At 30.5% G+C, this 15,676-nt stretch carries 16 protein-coding genes; 7 read left to right on the plus strand and 9 right to left on the minus strand.

The genetic code is table 11. The features are described 5' to 3' along the window. Window positions 1-30: 30 nt before the first annotated feature. The gene (locus K4897_RS02950) at window positions 31-1,188 is read right to left on the minus strand and encodes an amidohydrolase family protein (protein ID WP_250416598.1); all 1,158 of its coding nucleotides are present in this window, start codon (window positions 1,186-1,188) and stop codon (window positions 31-33) included. A gap of 84 nt (window positions 1,189-1,272) precedes the next feature. Here K4897_RS02950 and K4897_RS02955 point away from each other — a divergent pair, with 84 nt between their 5' ends. Next, window positions 1,273-1,989, plus strand: a complete 717-nt coding sequence (locus K4897_RS02955) for a zinc ribbon domain-containing protein (RefSeq protein ID WP_019267668.1) — start codon at window positions 1,273-1,275, stop codon at window positions 1,987-1,989. A gap of 2 nt (window positions 1,990-1,991) precedes the next feature. On the opposite strand, the gene carB is transcribed toward K4897_RS02955, so the two are convergent. The 4 genes from carB to nadC all read right to left on the minus strand — a co-directional run bounded on the left by carB (window position 1,992) and on the right by nadC (window position 7,860). Beyond that, window positions 1,992-5,168 carry a carbamoyl-phosphate synthase large subunit gene (carB, locus tag K4897_RS02960; RefSeq protein WP_250416600.1) on the minus strand — a complete coding sequence of 1,059 codons (3,177 nt, stop codon included), beginning with the start codon at window positions 5,166-5,168 and terminating at the stop codon, window positions 1,992-1,994. A gap of 39 nt (window positions 5,169-5,207) precedes the next feature. Beyond that, a complete protein-coding gene (carA, locus tag K4897_RS02965) occupies window positions 5,208-6,290 on the minus strand; it encodes a glutamine-hydrolyzing carbamoyl-phosphate synthase small subunit (protein WP_250416603.1) in 1,083 nt (360 codons plus the stop codon). Between the two features lie 72 nt (window positions 6,291-6,362). Further along, complete coding sequence (locus tag K4897_RS02970) at window positions 6,363-7,025, minus strand: class I SAM-dependent methyltransferase (protein ID WP_250416605.1); 663 nt, start codon at window positions 7,023-7,025, stop codon at window positions 6,363-6,365. Between the two features lie 4 nt (window positions 7,026-7,029). Continuing rightward, complete coding sequence (nadC, locus tag K4897_RS02975; protein WP_250416608.1) at window positions 7,030-7,860, minus strand: carboxylating nicotinate-nucleotide diphosphorylase; 831 nt, start codon at window positions 7,858-7,860, stop codon at window positions 7,030-7,032. Window positions 7,861-7,927: 67 nt separating this feature from the next. On the opposite strand from nadC, the gene rnz reads away from it, so the two are divergent. Genes rnz through nadA form a run of 3 tightly spaced genes read left to right on the plus strand, consistent with a single transcriptional unit; the run spans window position 7,928 to window position 10,498 of the window. Further along, a complete protein-coding gene (rnz, locus tag K4897_RS02980) occupies window positions 7,928-8,830 on the plus strand; it encodes a ribonuclease Z (RefSeq protein WP_250416611.1) in 903 nt (300 codons plus the stop codon). A gap of 1 nt (window position 8,831) precedes the next feature. Next, window positions 8,832-9,575: a mechanosensitive ion channel family protein gene (locus K4897_RS02985; RefSeq protein ID WP_019267673.1), complete on the plus strand. Its 744-nt coding sequence runs from the start codon at window positions 8,832-8,834 to the stop codon at window positions 9,573-9,575. Window positions 9,576-9,580: 5 nt separating this feature from the next. Beyond that, entirely contained in the window at window positions 9,581-10,498 is a 918-nt protein-coding gene (gene nadA, locus K4897_RS02990) for a quinolinate synthase NadA (RefSeq protein ID WP_019264371.1), read from the plus strand. 33 nt (window positions 10,499-10,531) lie between these two features. Here nadA and K4897_RS02995 read toward each other — a convergent pair whose 3' ends face one another. Together K4897_RS02995 and K4897_RS03000 are read right to left on the minus strand one after the other, a co-directional pair. Then, a complete protein-coding gene (locus K4897_RS02995; RefSeq protein WP_019266364.1) occupies window positions 10,532-10,810 on the minus strand; it encodes a DUF5750 family protein in 279 nt (92 codons plus the stop codon). Between the two features lie 5 nt (window positions 10,811-10,815). After that, window positions 10,816-11,820, minus strand: coding sequence for an alpha/beta fold hydrolase (locus K4897_RS03000; RefSeq protein WP_250416613.1), 1,005 nt, complete (start codon window positions 11,818-11,820; stop codon window positions 10,816-10,818). 39 nt (window positions 11,821-11,859) lie between these two features. Here K4897_RS03000 and nucS point away from each other — a divergent pair, with 39 nt between their 5' ends. Then, window positions 11,860-12,642, plus strand: a complete 783-nt coding sequence (nucS, locus tag K4897_RS03005; RefSeq protein WP_019266366.1) for an endonuclease NucS — start codon at window positions 11,860-11,862, stop codon at window positions 12,640-12,642. On the opposite strand, the gene K4897_RS03010 is transcribed toward nucS, so the two are convergent. Further along, a complete protein-coding gene (locus K4897_RS03010) occupies window positions 12,639-13,118 on the minus strand; it encodes a hypothetical protein (RefSeq protein ID WP_019266367.1) in 480 nt (159 codons plus the stop codon). The genes nucS and K4897_RS03010 overlap by 4 nt on opposite strands. Before the next feature lie 98 nt (window positions 13,119-13,216). Here K4897_RS03010 and K4897_RS03015 point away from each other — a divergent pair, with 98 nt between their 5' ends. Further along, the gene (locus tag K4897_RS03015; protein WP_250416615.1) at window positions 13,217-13,915 is read left to right on the plus strand and encodes a zinc ribbon domain-containing protein; all 699 of its coding nucleotides are present in this window, start codon (window positions 13,217-13,219) and stop codon (window positions 13,913-13,915) included. 45 nt (window positions 13,916-13,960) lie between these two features. Beyond that, window positions 13,961-14,785 (plus strand): carbon-nitrogen hydrolase family protein, encoded by an 825-nt coding sequence (locus K4897_RS03020; protein WP_250416618.1) that lies wholly within the window; start codon window positions 13,961-13,963, stop codon window positions 14,783-14,785. Here K4897_RS03020 and K4897_RS03025 read toward each other — a convergent pair. Beyond that, entirely contained in the window at window positions 14,772-15,623 is an 852-nt protein-coding gene (locus K4897_RS03025) for a HEAT repeat domain-containing protein (protein WP_019266370.1), read from the minus strand. The two genes, K4897_RS03020 and K4897_RS03025, sit on opposite strands and share 14 nt — an antisense overlap. Window positions 15,624-15,676 lie beyond the last annotated feature (53 nt).

Here is a 15,676-nt window from a genome sequence, read left to right on the forward strand (position 1 = left end):
TCCCAAAGTAATTTGACTTTATGTTTTATATCAAACATTTTTAATATGAATATTTCTGTTCATAATATATAATATATTTTTCGTTTCACAACGATTTATAATATTCAAATAAGGATTTTTTGAATATTTTTTAGAAATAAATAAATTTGCATCTTGATTAACATCAATAATCGGCTTTTCAATATATCGATTAATCTCAAAATTGCAGATGTTAGTTGTTGCCGTTTTCAATAAATCCTTAGGATTCAAGTAATTCCTGTAATAAACAGACATTATTTTCAAGCTAAATTCCAGTTCCCTAAGCAAATTTGGTGAATTCAACATCAGATTGTCACTACCTAACAGAGGTTTAATTCCTTTAGAAAATATTTCATTTAAAGGAACCACACCAACGTTCAAAGTGGCATTAGCTCTTGGACAGACTACAACATTTGAATTTTTAATTAATTCCAAATCATTATTTCTCGGATTTGTACAATGAACCAACTGATTAAAACCGGCATCTACTCCCCGTTGGATTTCTGTTTTATTGAAATCTCTTAAAGAATCATCCTGAAGATGCATGGATTCAGCTACATGGATTGAAGATATTTTACCTGCTTTTCTGCATCTGGATACTATCAAACTAGCTACTTCATCACTAATTTCGCCAAATCCACTTAATGCAATTCCATCAGCTAATTTTAAAAGTTTACGAATAGCTATTTTAACCTTTCTCAAATCAGGATCATCACCATAGAAACTATCATCACGTCCAAGGATAATTGGAGTTACAGGCAAATCTTCAGAAGCCTTTCTTAAAAGCTCAACACCTTTAATTCCTCCTTCTCTGTAATCAATGAAATGAGTCGTTCCTGATTCAAACATATCCCTCATTGACTTTTTCATAGCTTCAATTATTTCCCCATCTTCAGCATTAGCTAATGCCTTATGTTTAACACCCTCTGGAGGTTTAACCATTTCTCCCAATGACAATCCATAACCTTCATCTTTAATTATGGAATCTCCAATATGAGTATGGCCATTTAAGAAAGTCGGACAAATAATTGAATCTGCAGCATCTATAATTTTACCTTCACGGACATCTTTAGCAATTTCTATGATTTTACCATCATCAATAACAATATTTTCACGAACTGGAGTCAAATCTTGTCCTTTTAATACAATTCCATCTTTAATTGTCAACATTAAAAAAAAGTTTTCTAATTTGTTTTATATATACATTACTTATTGAATGGAAACTTTTATAAAAATACAATAAGATATATTACTTTGGCAAAGGGCTATATTTTAATTAATATAAATACAACCTCAATTAACTTCAAAAAAGAAATTAGAACACTTTTTATACCTCCCAAAATATGGCCTTTATGCCTTTCTTTAAGCATAATAGGAATGATTACTATTAACTCACAAGAAATAAGATATTTTTACAGAAATATTATAAAATCTGGAAATGTATATAGAATAAAATATAATAACAAAGACTATGGTGAGTTTAAAAAGTTATCTGATGCTTTATATGAAAGAGATGCTCTTTTTTACTGTAATTTTGATTATGATTTGCTTGTTGAATCAGATTTGGAAAATAAATACGAAAATATGAAATTACCTCCATTTCCTGAAAAAAGACCAAAAGGCAGGATAAAAGGAAGCAAAATAAATAAAGAGGAAAGAGAAGGTAAAATTCATTTTGACCATAAAAAACGGGAATTTTTTGTACAGAAAGGAAAAACTGTTTTTGGATACTATAAAAGTATGACTGAAGCTTACTACTATAAAAAAAAGCTGATGGATAATAACTGGGATATGAATGCTTTAAAAACAAAGATCACATTAAGAATAGATATTAATAAAAAATTAGATTTGAATAAAGAATATCCTGTTAAATTAAATTACTGTCCCAAATGTAGGCGTAAATTAAAAAATAAAGAAAAAGAATGTCCATATTGTGGAATAGACATTAAAGATTATTTATATAATAATTAATCTTATTCCCCATCAATATGTTCATTTAAAGATTTTACATTAATTTCATTATTTTGAACAGCTTCAATAGCATTTAAAGCAGCCCTAGCTCCTGACAATGTTGTAACATAAGGTATACCAAGTTCAATAGCTAAACGCCTAATTATATATCCGTCTTTAGCTGACTGTTTACCTTCTGAAGTATTAATGATTAAATTAATTTCTTTGTTTAAAATTGCATCCCTGATGTTTGGAGATCCCTGAGATACTTTTTTAATTTTTTCAATATCAACACCTTTTGCAGCATCAGCAGTTCCATTAGTTGCTACAAGTTCAAAACCTAAATTAGCTGCTTTTTCAGCAATTGGGCGTATTTTCTTTTTGTCCTGTTCTTTTACACTAATGAAAATTTTACCTTCTTTCGGTAAATCCATACCTGCAGCAAGCTGGGATTTGTAAAATGCCATTCCAAAGTTTTCATCTATACCAATACTTTCACCGGTAGATTTCATTTCAGGTCCAAGTACAGTATCGGATTCAGGAAGTTTTAAGAATGGGAAAACAGATTCTTTTACAGCAACATGGTCAATTTTTATTTCTTTAGTTAAATTAAAGTCTTTTAATTTAGCTCCAGTCATAATCCAAGTAGCTACTTTAGCCAATGGCACTCCAATAGCTTTACTTACAAATGGAACTGTTCTACTTGCACGAGGATTAGCTTCAATAATATAAACCATTTCTTCATCAAGCTTAACTGCATACTGAATATTCATTAAACCTTTAACATCCAATTCTAAAGCTAACTTAGTACTGTATTCACGAATAGTGTTAAGAATGTGTTCAGGAATAGTTTGAGGTGGAATTACACAAGCAGAATCTCCAGAGTGAACACCGGCCTCTTCAATATGTTCCATAATTCCAGCTATAAATACTTCTTCACCGTCACATAATACATCTACATCTAACTCAATAGCATCTTCTAAAAATTTGTCCACTAAAATAGGATGTTCCGGTGAAACTTTTACAGCTTCCTTCATATATTCCTCAAGCTCATTATTGTCATAAACAATTTCCATAGCCCTTCCACCAATAACATATGACGGACGTACTAAAACAGGGAATGTAATCCTTTCTGCAATTTCTTTTGCTTCTTCGAAAGAATTGGCTGTTCCATATGGTGCCTGATGAATATGTAATTTATTTAAGAGTTGTGCAAACAATTCTCTGTCTTCAACACCATCAATACTTTCATATGGTGTTCCCAATATTTTAACACCTGCATTAGCTAATGGCACTGCTAAATTAATAGAAGTCTGACCACCAAACTGAACAATAACTCCGTCAGGTTTTTCCTGATCTATAATTCCCATTACATCTTCAAAAGTAATTGGTTCAAAGAAGAGTTTATCAGAAATATCATAATCAGTACTTACAGTTTCAGGGTTGTTGTTAATTAAAATAGTTTCAATTCCTTCCTCTTTTAGAGCAAGTGAAGAATGTACACAGCAGTAATCAAATTCAATACCCTGACCTATCCTAATAGGCCCTGCACCTAAAATAACGATTTTCTTTTTATTGGATGATTTGAGTTCGTTACCTGAATCATATGTACTGTAATAATATGGAGTTTTAGCTTCAAATTCAGCAGCACATGTATCAACCATTTTATAGGACTGTTTTATATTGAATCTGTTAAGCAGGTTTCTAATATATTCTTCAGTCTGACCGGATAAAATAGCCAATCGTTTATTGGAACATCCCATCTGTTTAGCTTTTCTCAGGAAGTCTGTATCATTTAATTTTTCTTCTGTAACTTCATTTTCAAAATTAACAATGTTTCTGATTTTGTATAAGAAGAATTTGTCGATGTTGGTTAATTTTTGAATCTTATCCAAATCCATTCCATCTTTAATAGCTGAATATAACTGGAATAATCGCTCATCAGTAGGATTAGCCAGATTATCTTCAGTGTATTCAACATATTCAAACCCGTCATGACCCATATCAAGTGATCGGATAGCTTTTTGGATTGCTTCTTCAAATGTTCTACCGATTGCCATTACTTCACCGGTAGCTTTCATTTGAACACCAATTTCACGGTTGATTCCTCTGAATTTATCAAATGGCCATCTTGGGATTTTTACAACTACATAATCAATAGCCGGTTCAAAGGAAGCAGGGGTTTCTTTAGTAATATCATTTTTGATTTCATCTAAAGTCATTCCCAAAGCTATTTTAGAAGAAATTTTAGCTATTGGATAACCTGTTGCTTTAGATGCAAGTGCACTACTTCTACTTACCCTCGGATTTACTTCAATTACCTTGTATTCTCCGGTTTCCGGATTAACTGCAAATTGAATATTACATCCGCCCTGAATACCTAAAGCTCTGATAATTTTAATGGAAGCATCCCTTAATGCCTGTGAATCCCTATCATTTAAATTTTGAGCAGGAGCTACAACAACACTTTCACCAGTATGAATTCCCATAGGGTCTATGTTTTCCATGTTACATACAATGATGCATGTGTCTTCTTTATCTCTCATTACTTCATATTCAAATTCTTTCCAGCCTAAAACAGATTCGTCAATAAGAACCTGATTGATGAAACTCATATCCAGTCCGTGAGTAGCTATTTCAATTAATTCTTCTTCATTGTAAGCTACTCCACCACCGGTTCCTCCAAGTGTAAATGCAGGCCTTACAATTACTGGATAACCAATGTCTTTTACTGCTTCTATAGCTTCTTCAACACTTTCTACAGCATGGCATTTTGGAATAGGTTCATTGAGTTTATCCATAAAATGACCAAACAAATCACGATCTTCTACATCCTTGATTGTCTGAATATCAGAACCTAAAACTTTAATTCCTTCAAGTAAACCTAAATCTCCAAGTCCTGTAGCAATATTTAATCCTGTTTGTCCACCCATAGTTGGTAAAATTGCATCGACTTTTTCTTTTTTAATAATTTCTGAAACAATTTCAGGAGTTAATGGTTCGGTATAAACAGTATCTGCCATATCCATATCAGTTTGAATAGTAGCAGGATTACTGTTAACAAGGACGGTTTCAATTCCCTCTTCTCTTAGTGATTTACATGCTTGTGAACCAGAATAATCAAATTCCGCTGCTTGACCAATTTGAATAGGTCCAGAACCGATTATTAATACTTTTTTAATATCCTTATCAATAGGCATTTTGTAATCCTCATTAATTTTTATTATAAAATGGTAATCTTAATATTCATCCATCATCTGACTAAATTTATCAAAAACATATCTTGTATCATTTGGACCCGGTCCTGCTTCAGGATGGTACTGAATACAGTGAACAGGCAATTCCTTATGTGAAAAACCTTCAGGAGTTCCATCATTTAGATTTACTTGAGTTAAAACTAAGTCAGTCTCATTAATAGACTCTTTATCAATAGTAAATCCGTGATTTTGAGAAGTGATATACACTTTGCCGGTTTGCAAATCTTTTACTGGCTGATTTGCCCCTCTGTGTCCAAATTTCATTTTGTAAGACTTAGCTCCAAAAGATTTAGCTACTAACTGCTGACCCATACAAATTCCAAAAATAGGCAATCTTTCAGATAATTTTTGAACTGTACTGATAGTTTCATATACTCTATCCGGATTTCCAGGTCCAGAAGTAATCATCAGACCGTCAGGAGAGTAATCCAAAATAGTTTTATAATCAGTATCATATGGGAACAAAACAACTCCGATTCCACGTTCCAAAAAGTTGTTTATAATATTCTTCTTAACACCGCAGTCAATTAAAGCTACTTTTTTGTTGGCATCTTCATCAAAAACTTTAATTTCTTTAGTGGATACCTGCGGCACCACATCTATATCAATAATACTTGGCTGAACACGTGCAAGTTCTATCAATTCGTCATCAGGAATATCTTCAGTTGAAATAGCTGCTTTCATTGAACCTTCCTCACGAATTTTAAGAGTCAAATCACGTGTGTCGATTCCGCTAATTCCCGGAGTTTCAAATTCATTTAAAAAATCATCTAAAGTTTTCTGTGGTGAAAAATTAGAAACTTCTCTGCAAACTTCCCTTACAACAAAACCTTCAGCTTGAATTTTATCTGACTGATACCATTCTTCACTTACCCCATAATTTCCCTCTAAAGGATAAGTAGACATTAATATTTCTCCTTTAAAAGAAGGATCAGTTAAAGATTCAGTATAACCAACCATACCAGTTGAAAAAACAAGTTCCCCTACCTTAGTAGTTTCATAACCGAAACCATCACCTTTTAAAACTGTACCATCTTCCAAAGCTAATTTAGCCATTTTTACCATTAAATCACCATTGTAAAAAAATAATAATCATCTATCTTTAATAATTATGATTTTTATATATTATTAAATTTATCATTTTTTAGCCCAAAATACTGCAAAAACATAATATTTATACGGAATTCCAATATAATTAAATCCTGCATTTTTCAAACATTCCACTTGAAAATCCACAGAACTTGGTTTATCATAAGTTCTTCTAATTTTAGCTTCTTCATAAGCTTTCTCACTAATTTCACCAGTATGTTCATCAAGTTTTAATTTAAAATAATCTTCAACACCCTTATTAGGATTTAAAACCTGATCTGCATTGACAAAGTTTCCGCCATCATTTAATAAATCAGCATACTTTTCAATTAAAAATTTCTTTTCTTCTCCAGTTAAATGATGAATAGAAAGAGAAGATATAACTATATCAAATTTCGTGTCAAATTCATGAGTCAGATAATTATCACATATAAATGAAATATTGTCATTGCCCTCAAATCTTTTTTCAGCTTCTTTCAGCATTTCCTCAGCCAAATCAATAAGAACAATTTCTGCATTGGGATATTTTTCAAGTAAAAATTGGGACAAAATACCTGTTCCTGCACCTAAATCTAAAACTTTCGGATTATCTTTTTCAAAATCAATACAATCAATAGCTACTCCATAGAAATCATCGAAACATGGTATTAAAGCTCTCCTTTCACTATCATATTCTTTAGCTTTTTGGTTGAATTTATTTACAACAGACATGTTTTTAATCACCAAGTATTCTTAAAGAAAAGTTTAAGCTTCTGCTTGAATGAGTTAAAGCTCCAAGAGAAATTATATCAATACCTAATTTAGCATAATCCACAATATTTTCAGCAGTGATTCCTCCAGAAACTTCAATTAAAGAATTATCACGAATATTTAATTTAATTAACTCGTTTAAAACCTCTTCAACTTTTTCAGGAGACATATTATCCAACATTACAATGTCTGCTTTATTTTCAACACAGTCAATAGCATCCTTTAGAGATTCAACTTCTATTTCAATTTTTTTAGAAAAACTGACATTTTCTTTAGCTTTTAAAAGTGTTTCCAAAGGAGTTCCAACACTGGCTATATGATTGTCCTTAATTAAAACCATATCATCAAGGGAAAATCTATGTGTATCAGCACCACCGATTTTCAATGCCTGTTTGTCAAATTTTCCAATAGCAGGCAATGTTTTACGGGTTCCTGCAATTATTACATCATAATCTTTTACCAGATTAACATGATAATCAGCAGCACTAGCTACACCGCTCATTCTCATAATCAGATTTAGTGCAGAGCGCTCAAGCAATAATATTGTCCTTGCATCACCTTTTAAACTCATCAGCAAATCATTTTCAGCTATTTTATTTCCGTCTTTTAAATTAAAAATTACTTGGACATTTTTAGACTCAAACATTTCTTTGATGATGTCAATACCTGCTAAAATACCTTTATCTTTAGAAATAATATGGGCATTTACAATTTTATCTTCATTAACTACTGCTTCAGACGTAATATCCCCAAAACCTTCATCCTCTTCAAGCATGTACTCAATTATTTTATCCAAAAAATCACCAAAATTTTAAATTATATGTTGATATATATTTCTATTATAATATATAATAAGTGATTAAATGGAAATTACATTTTTAGGAACCTCTTCAGCAGTTCATTCATATACTAGAAATCATCCAGGGATAATTTTAAAAGCATTTGGTGAAGTTATGTTGTTTGATTGTGGAGAATCTACCCAAAGACAGTTAATATATGCAAAAATAAGTCCAATGAAAATATCCAAGATTTTTATTAGTCATTATCATGGAGATCATATATTGGGACTTCCAGGGTTATTACAATCTTTGAATTTTAGAGGAAGAGAAAAGCCATTAAAAATATATGGGCCAAAAGGCATTAAACAAGTTGAAAATGCAATTTATTCTTTAGGTTACTGTAAATTTGATTTTCCAGTTGAATTTATAGAAATTAATAGTGGAACAATCGTTGAAACTGCTGAATATATAATTAAATCCCAAGAAGTTAAGCATAATGTAATTAATCTTGCATATTCAATAGAAGAAAAGAAAAAACCAAGGTTTTTAAGAGAAAAAGCCATTGAACTTGGCGTTCCAGTAGGTCCTCTTTTTGGAAAACTGCATAATGGTGAAGAAATTGAAGTAAACGGGAAAATCATAAAACCCGAACAAGTTCTTGGAGCTGCCAGAAAAGGAATAAAAATCACATATTCAGGAGATACCCGACCATGTGATGAAATGATTGAATTTGCAAAAAACAGCACTTTGCTAATCCATGAGTCAACATACACACTTGAAGATGAAGACAAAGCTAGAGAAAATTTCCATTCAACATCACAGGATGCAGCTACAATAGCTAAATGCTCCAACAGTAAACAATTAATATTAACTCACATCAGTACACGATATACTGATACTGAGGATTTATTAAAAGAAGCTAAACAAGTTTTTGAAAATGTTGAAGTTGCAGACGATTTAATGACAATAGAAATTTTAAGTGCATAATATGAATATTATAGATATGTTAGAAGATCCTATTTCAAAATTAATCTTCATTTTAACGATTATAGTTGCTACAAGTATTATTGTAAGGCTTGTAGCTTATTTAATGAATAAAATAAAAAGATTTAAAAAAGACATTACTCTGATTTATCTTATTAGAGACATTATAAATTATATAATTTATTTTATAGCATTAATGTCTATATTGCAAATATTTGATATAAATCTGGCAGGAACCTTGTTAAGTTTAGGAATCGTAGGTATTGCAGTAAGTTTTGCAGCTAAAGATCTTATATCCAATTTCTTTTCAGGAATTTTGCTGATAATGGGCAGAAGCGTTAAAGTTGGAGATACTCTTGAAATCAAAGAAATGAAAGGAACTGTAGAAACAATAAGCCTCAGATCAACAACTATTAGGGATGACAATGGTGTGTTAAGCAATATTCCAAATTCCATATTAACCAACAACACTTATTTACAATACAATAAAAAAGAAAGGCACAGAGTAGATTTAACTATTGGGATAGGTTTGAATATAGATATTAAAGAATTTGAAACATATATTTTAGATTTTATAAACAGACAAAAAGGTATTCTAAAAAATCCAAAAGCTCAAGTTTTTTCAAAAGGCATAAATTTTGAAGAAAGCACACTAAAAATATCATTTTGGATAAAAGACTTTAATAAAAAAGAAAAATATAAATCAATTATTACTAACGAAATTAGAAAGTATGTTAACAATAGGTGAAAATAATGAGTGGGTCTTTACAAGATGAAATTAAACAATTAAAAGATGAAAAAAATGCAATAATCCTTGCACATAATTATCAGCCTAAAGAAATTCAAGAAATAGCTGATTTCCTTGGAGATTCATTAGAATTATGTATGAAAGCTGCTGAAATAGAAGATAAAGATTTGGTTATTTTCTGTGGAGTGGATTTTATGGCTGAAACTGCTTATATCTTAAATCCAGATAAAAAAATTGTAATTCCGGATTTAGAAGCAGAATGTCCTATGGCACATATGTTACCGGAAGACGAATTATTGAAAGCAAAAGAAGAACACCCTGATGCAGGAGTAATTCTTTATGTGAACAGTATTGCTGAAGCTAAACAACATGCAGATACTTTATGTACTTCAGCTAATGCACTAAAAGTTACTGAAAGTTTACCTCAAGATGAAATACTCTTCGGACCAGATAATAATTTAGGCAGTAATGTAGCTAAACAAACTTCTAAAGAAATTATACCTGTTCCAAAAGGCGGACACTGCTATGTTCACAAATTATTCCATGTTGAAGACGTTGAATTAAAAAGAAAACAACATCCAAATGCAGAAATAATTTGTCATCCAGAATGTAATATTGATGTTCAGGAAGCATGTGACAAAGTCCTCTCAACTGGAGGCATGTTAAAATATATTGCTCAAAGTGATAAAGATGAATTTGTAATTGGTACTGAAGTTGACATGATTACAAGACTTGAAAGTGAAATTTCAGGTAAAAAATTATATCCTTTACTTGAAGGAGCTATTTGCAGCACTATGAAATTACATACTTTAGAAAAAGTAAGAGATGCACTTAAAAACGAAGAACCACAAGTAACTGTTCCAAAAGAAATAGCTGAAAAATCCTTAAAAGCTACAAAACATATGCTGGAAGTATCAAAATAGCTAGAATAATTCTAGCTACTTAAAATCTTTTTTTTAATCCATATCTTCTAAAAAACTGGATAAAAACAAATTCATTTCAATTTCTTCTCTTGAAATAAAATCATCTTCTTTAATTTTGGATTCATTACTTTTAAATGGGAAAAACTCTTTTTTAAATTTTGTTTTTAATAGCAGATTATCTTCTACTATTCGCGTTTCATCATCAAGATTATTATTTAAAAATTCCAACTGATTATTGGTCAAACCACTTATATTATACAAAATAAAACATTTATCACCAATTATACCATAATCTGCAATCTTAACATCCATTATCATCACCTGAAATTTTTCATAAATTCAGATAATTCTTTTTCAATTGTTTCAAGTTCCCTAAATCCAATATGACCCAGATCAGAGTCATAAATAATTAATTCAGAATCTTCAATTAAATTATACATTGGAATAGCATCTAAATTTGGAGGAAAGTACTGATCCTGATTTATTCCAATTATTAAAACTTTAGATTTTATTTTATTCAAATCCTTTTCAATATCATAATCCAGAGTAGCATCATTACAATATTTAACATCAAAAATACTGTCAAGCAATCCTTCATCTCCAAATTCATCAAATTCCACATCTAACTGATTATTGGGAATTTTGTGAAGAGCTTCTTTTGAAATGCCGAAACTGTAAACCGCCTGAGTAGCTAATCTTAATGTTCTTTCTAATGAAGAAGTATTGTTTCCAGAGTCATAATCTTCATCAGTTGAAATAATCTCATCAACTAATTTTGAGAGAATATAATTACGTCCAGCTACTTTATAACCGCTTGCTCCGGAAATAATGAAATCCGCATAGTCAGGATATAGAACTGCACAGGTTAAAGCTACAAAACCACCCATAGAGTTTCCAATAATTCCCCTAACATGAGTTATTCCGAATTTATCTTTTAAGAACTTATTTTGAAAATTAACCATATCTTCAACACTATATTTTGGAAATGAATTATTCAACCTAGTTGTTGAGGGACTGCAGGAACCCGGAGCACCTAGTTCAGAAAGTGAAATAAAAAAGAATTCATTTTTATCAAAAGGACCTCCATCATAAGATAAAGGACATAATTTGCTAACTGAAGCATAATTTCCCAAAGAACCGTGACAGTATACAACAGCATTATTAATACATCCGTTATCATCGTATTTTGGAGTTCCGAAGGTCATATATTCTACAACAGCATTGTTTAACACTTCCCCATTTTGGAATCTGAAAGAATCCATAATATATTCTTCACGTTTTGAAATAAAATAATCGTCTAAATCCATAATAATAAATTTCATAATAAAATATTTAAACTAAACTGCAGTAATCTTATTTTAATGAAATATAAAATACTAGAAAACCCAAATTGTGAAGATGCTTATGGTTTAGTAGAAGAAGCATTAAGAAAAAAAGCTACAATAACCATATATGCCTGTTGCAAAGTTACTTATGAAGGAAGAGCATTAAGTGAATTGAATTGGGGAGAACGTATAATCCTAATAAAACCAGACGGTTCATTTTTAATACACCAGGAAAAAAAAGTAGAACCTGTAAACTGGCAACCTCCAAAATCCAAAACAAGAGGTTATATTCAAGATGACAATCTGATTTTAGAAAGTCATAGAAGAACACCTAAAGAACTATTAATCGTTGAAATCAGGAAAGTCCAATACATAACTTATGCCAATATTGAAGACTTCGAAGAACTTGAACAGGCAGGTTATGAAAAAGATATGGGAGATATGATTATGGAAAAGCCCCATATGATTGAAGAAGGCTTTAAACCAACAGCAAGAGAATACAGTGTTGAACATGGATTTATAGATATTTTAGGAAAAGACCGTGACAATAACTTAATGATTTTAGAGTTGAAAGCACGTAAAGCAGGAGTAAGTGCTGTAAAACAACTGAAAAGATACCTTACTGACTTTGAAGATGATGACAATGACTATTTAAAAGAATGTCGCGTTCAAAAAAAGAAAATTCGAGGATTGCTTGTAGCTCCGTCACTTGGAAACGATGCTGAAGAATTACTTGAAAAAGAAGGAATTGAATTTGTTGCAGTAGAACCTCCAAAAGAGTTAAAAAGAGATAAAAAAGTAACATTAGATGCTTTTTAGCTTAAAGATTTCTCAATTCTTTTTAATTCATCAACATAATATTTTTTAGTATGTAAATTAGCTGGAATTGAATTGGTTACATGACACTCTTTTTCTAATTTGAAAATGAGATAATCTTCAGTATCTAAAGAAATAGAACCATCATCACTTAATAATTCCAAATTATCCAATTCTTCAAGAATATTTTCATATTCTTTTTGCTCCAAAGCAATAACCTCATCCAAATCCATTTTTTGAATTTTAGGATTTAATTGTAAAGCAATAGCTACAAATCCGTTAACAGTTCTATTATCAATATCAAACTCGGATTTTCTAATTTCATCCATACTTAATTTAACATGATGTAATGTAGCCTTAGTAACAGGAACTTCCTTAGATAATCCAATTTGATTTATTTCATAATGATTTTTCCAGCTACCCACTTTATAAATTGCATAATTTATATTATCAAAGTTTATAATTTCAGGTTTTTCCATACTATCACACTTACATATTATTTATATTTCACTAATTAAAAAACATTTAGTTTTAAATATTATAAATAATAAAAGTTAAATTTAATGGAGGTTAGGCTGTGAAAAAATGTCCCGAATGTGGAAATCCTAGTTACGATGGTGCACCTGCATGTGGGAACTGTGGATATAAATTTCCAAAAATGAAACCCTCAGCTCCTAAAAAGGAAATATTTGACAAAGCTCCTGAAAAAAAGAAAAAACAATTTAGTGACGAAGAAAGTACAATTGAAATCATTAAAGAAAACAGAATCCTTATTGGAGCAATTATACTTATTACAATAATCGTCATCTGTGGAATTGTCATTACAGGACCAAATAATAATAACCAAACTGCACAAAGTGGAGATATGGTTAAATTTTCTGAAGCAGGATTTTCTTTCAGCTATCCAAGCAGTTGGAGTGAAGTAAATGGAACTGACAGTGACCATGAAGGTTCCGTCTTCTTTAAAAATGAAAATGGCACTACTATTCAATATTATAACGTGTCTAATGATTCCACATCATTAAAAGATATAACTCAAGATAGAATTAGTTATGCTCAAGAAAATGGTGATTATATAGATACAGTTCAAACAATAACATTAGATGGTAGAAACGCTTCAGATGTAATTTTAGAACAATCCAGTGGAAATTACACCAGATACGTATCATTATTCAGTAATGGAGAATTATATGTATTTAAAATAAGTGGCGATTCATTAAATGCCATTAATTCTAGTGATATTAATGCTGTACTTCAAACCGCAGATATTGCATAAGTATGAATCATTTCATACTTTTTTCTATTTTTTAAAGTGTTTAAAATGAAAATTAAAATTGCACTATGTCAAATTAATGTAGTTGACAATAAAGAAAAAAACATTGAAAATGCTACATCTATGATTTTAAAAGCTGTTAAACAAAATGCTGATTTTATTGTTCTTCCTGAAATGTTTAACTGCCCTTATTCCAATGAAAAATTCATAGAATATTGTGAAGAAGAAACAAACAGTCTTACATTATCTAAAATAGCCAAATTAGCTGATGAAAATAATACTTATATTTTAGCAGGATCCATTCCTGAAAAAGAAGACTCAAAAATCTTTAATACAAGCTATTTATTTGATAAAAATGGTGAAATAATAGCAAAACATAGAAAAATGCATTTATTTGATATTGATGTTAAAGGAAAAATCTATTTTAAAGAATCTGATACATTAAGTTCAGGCAATAAATTCACAATAGCTAAAACAGAATTTGGAAACGTAGGTATTGGAATCTGTTATGATATACGTTTTCCGGAACTGGCCAGACTAATGGCTAATGCCGGAGCTGAAATCTTATTTTATCCCGGAGCATTTAACATGACAACAGGCCCTGCTCACTGGGAACTTACATTTAGAGCCAGAGCTCTGGATAATCAGGTTTATTGTGTTGGTGTTGCACCTGCACTAAACAGAGATGCCAGCTATCACAGTTACGGCCATTCAATTATTACAAATCCATGGGGAGAAGTAATTACTCAGCTAGATGAGAAAGAAAACTTAAAAATCGTTGAAATAGATTTAAATGAAATAAAAAAAGTAAGAGAGGAACTTCCTCTTTTAAAAAATAAAAGAAATGATTTGTATAAGATTAATTTAATTTAGCTAATCTTTTTTCAAACCAATCTTCTTTTCCGGGTTTTTTCTTAGATAAAACTTCAATTGCTTTATTTAAAATCCTAATTTCATTTTCCAAATCATTATTTTTCCTATAAAGAATACATAATCTTTTATAAGGAGCATCTTTTGGCTGTTCTTCAGTCACATACTGTTCATATTCTTTAATAGCTTTTTGAACATTGGTTTTTTCCATTTCCTTAATTGTGCTTATTGGTTTTACTTTTGATAAAGTTTCACCTGATGCTTTTGCTTTTTTAGCTTTTTCAGCTTTTTTAAGTGCTTTATTACATGATTTTTTAAAGTCTTTATCCTTTTCATTACGCCTTGCATCTTTAATTAAATCAATAGATTCATCAGAAGCTAAATCTCCCAATGCATAAATAGTAGCTAATCGGACACCCCAGTCTTCATCTTCAAGTCCTTTAGCTATTGTATATAATTCATCATGTGCCTGAAGCTCCCCCAAAGCTCTGATAGCTGTTTTTCTTACACCAAAATCATCATCTTCCACAGCACTTGCAAAATAAGGAATAACTTTTTCATCTTTAGTTTCTTTAAGAGCAAATGTTAAAAAACGTTTATTTTTGCCTTCTGATGCCTCAAATTTTTCAATTAATTTATCTCTGGCAACTTCCCCCATATTACCTAAAATTTCAGCTGCTTTAAATCTTATTTGAGCATTATCATCAGTAGTTGCTTCAATTAACGGATCAATAGCTTCAATATCAGTTACACCAATTAAATCATTAATCGCTTCCTTTCTTACACTTACATCATCATTTGAGAGATTGTCAATAGCTTCCTTTAAAATTAAATCAGACATTTTATATCTCCTAAAAGTTTAAAACTTATATTAATAATAAATTAGTTTTAGTA

Source organism: Methanobrevibacter sp. TLL-48-HuF1 (assembly GCF_023617305.1).
Taxonomy (GTDB): domain Archaea; phylum Methanobacteriota; class Methanobacteria; order Methanobacteriales; family Methanobacteriaceae; genus Methanocatella; species Methanocatella intestini.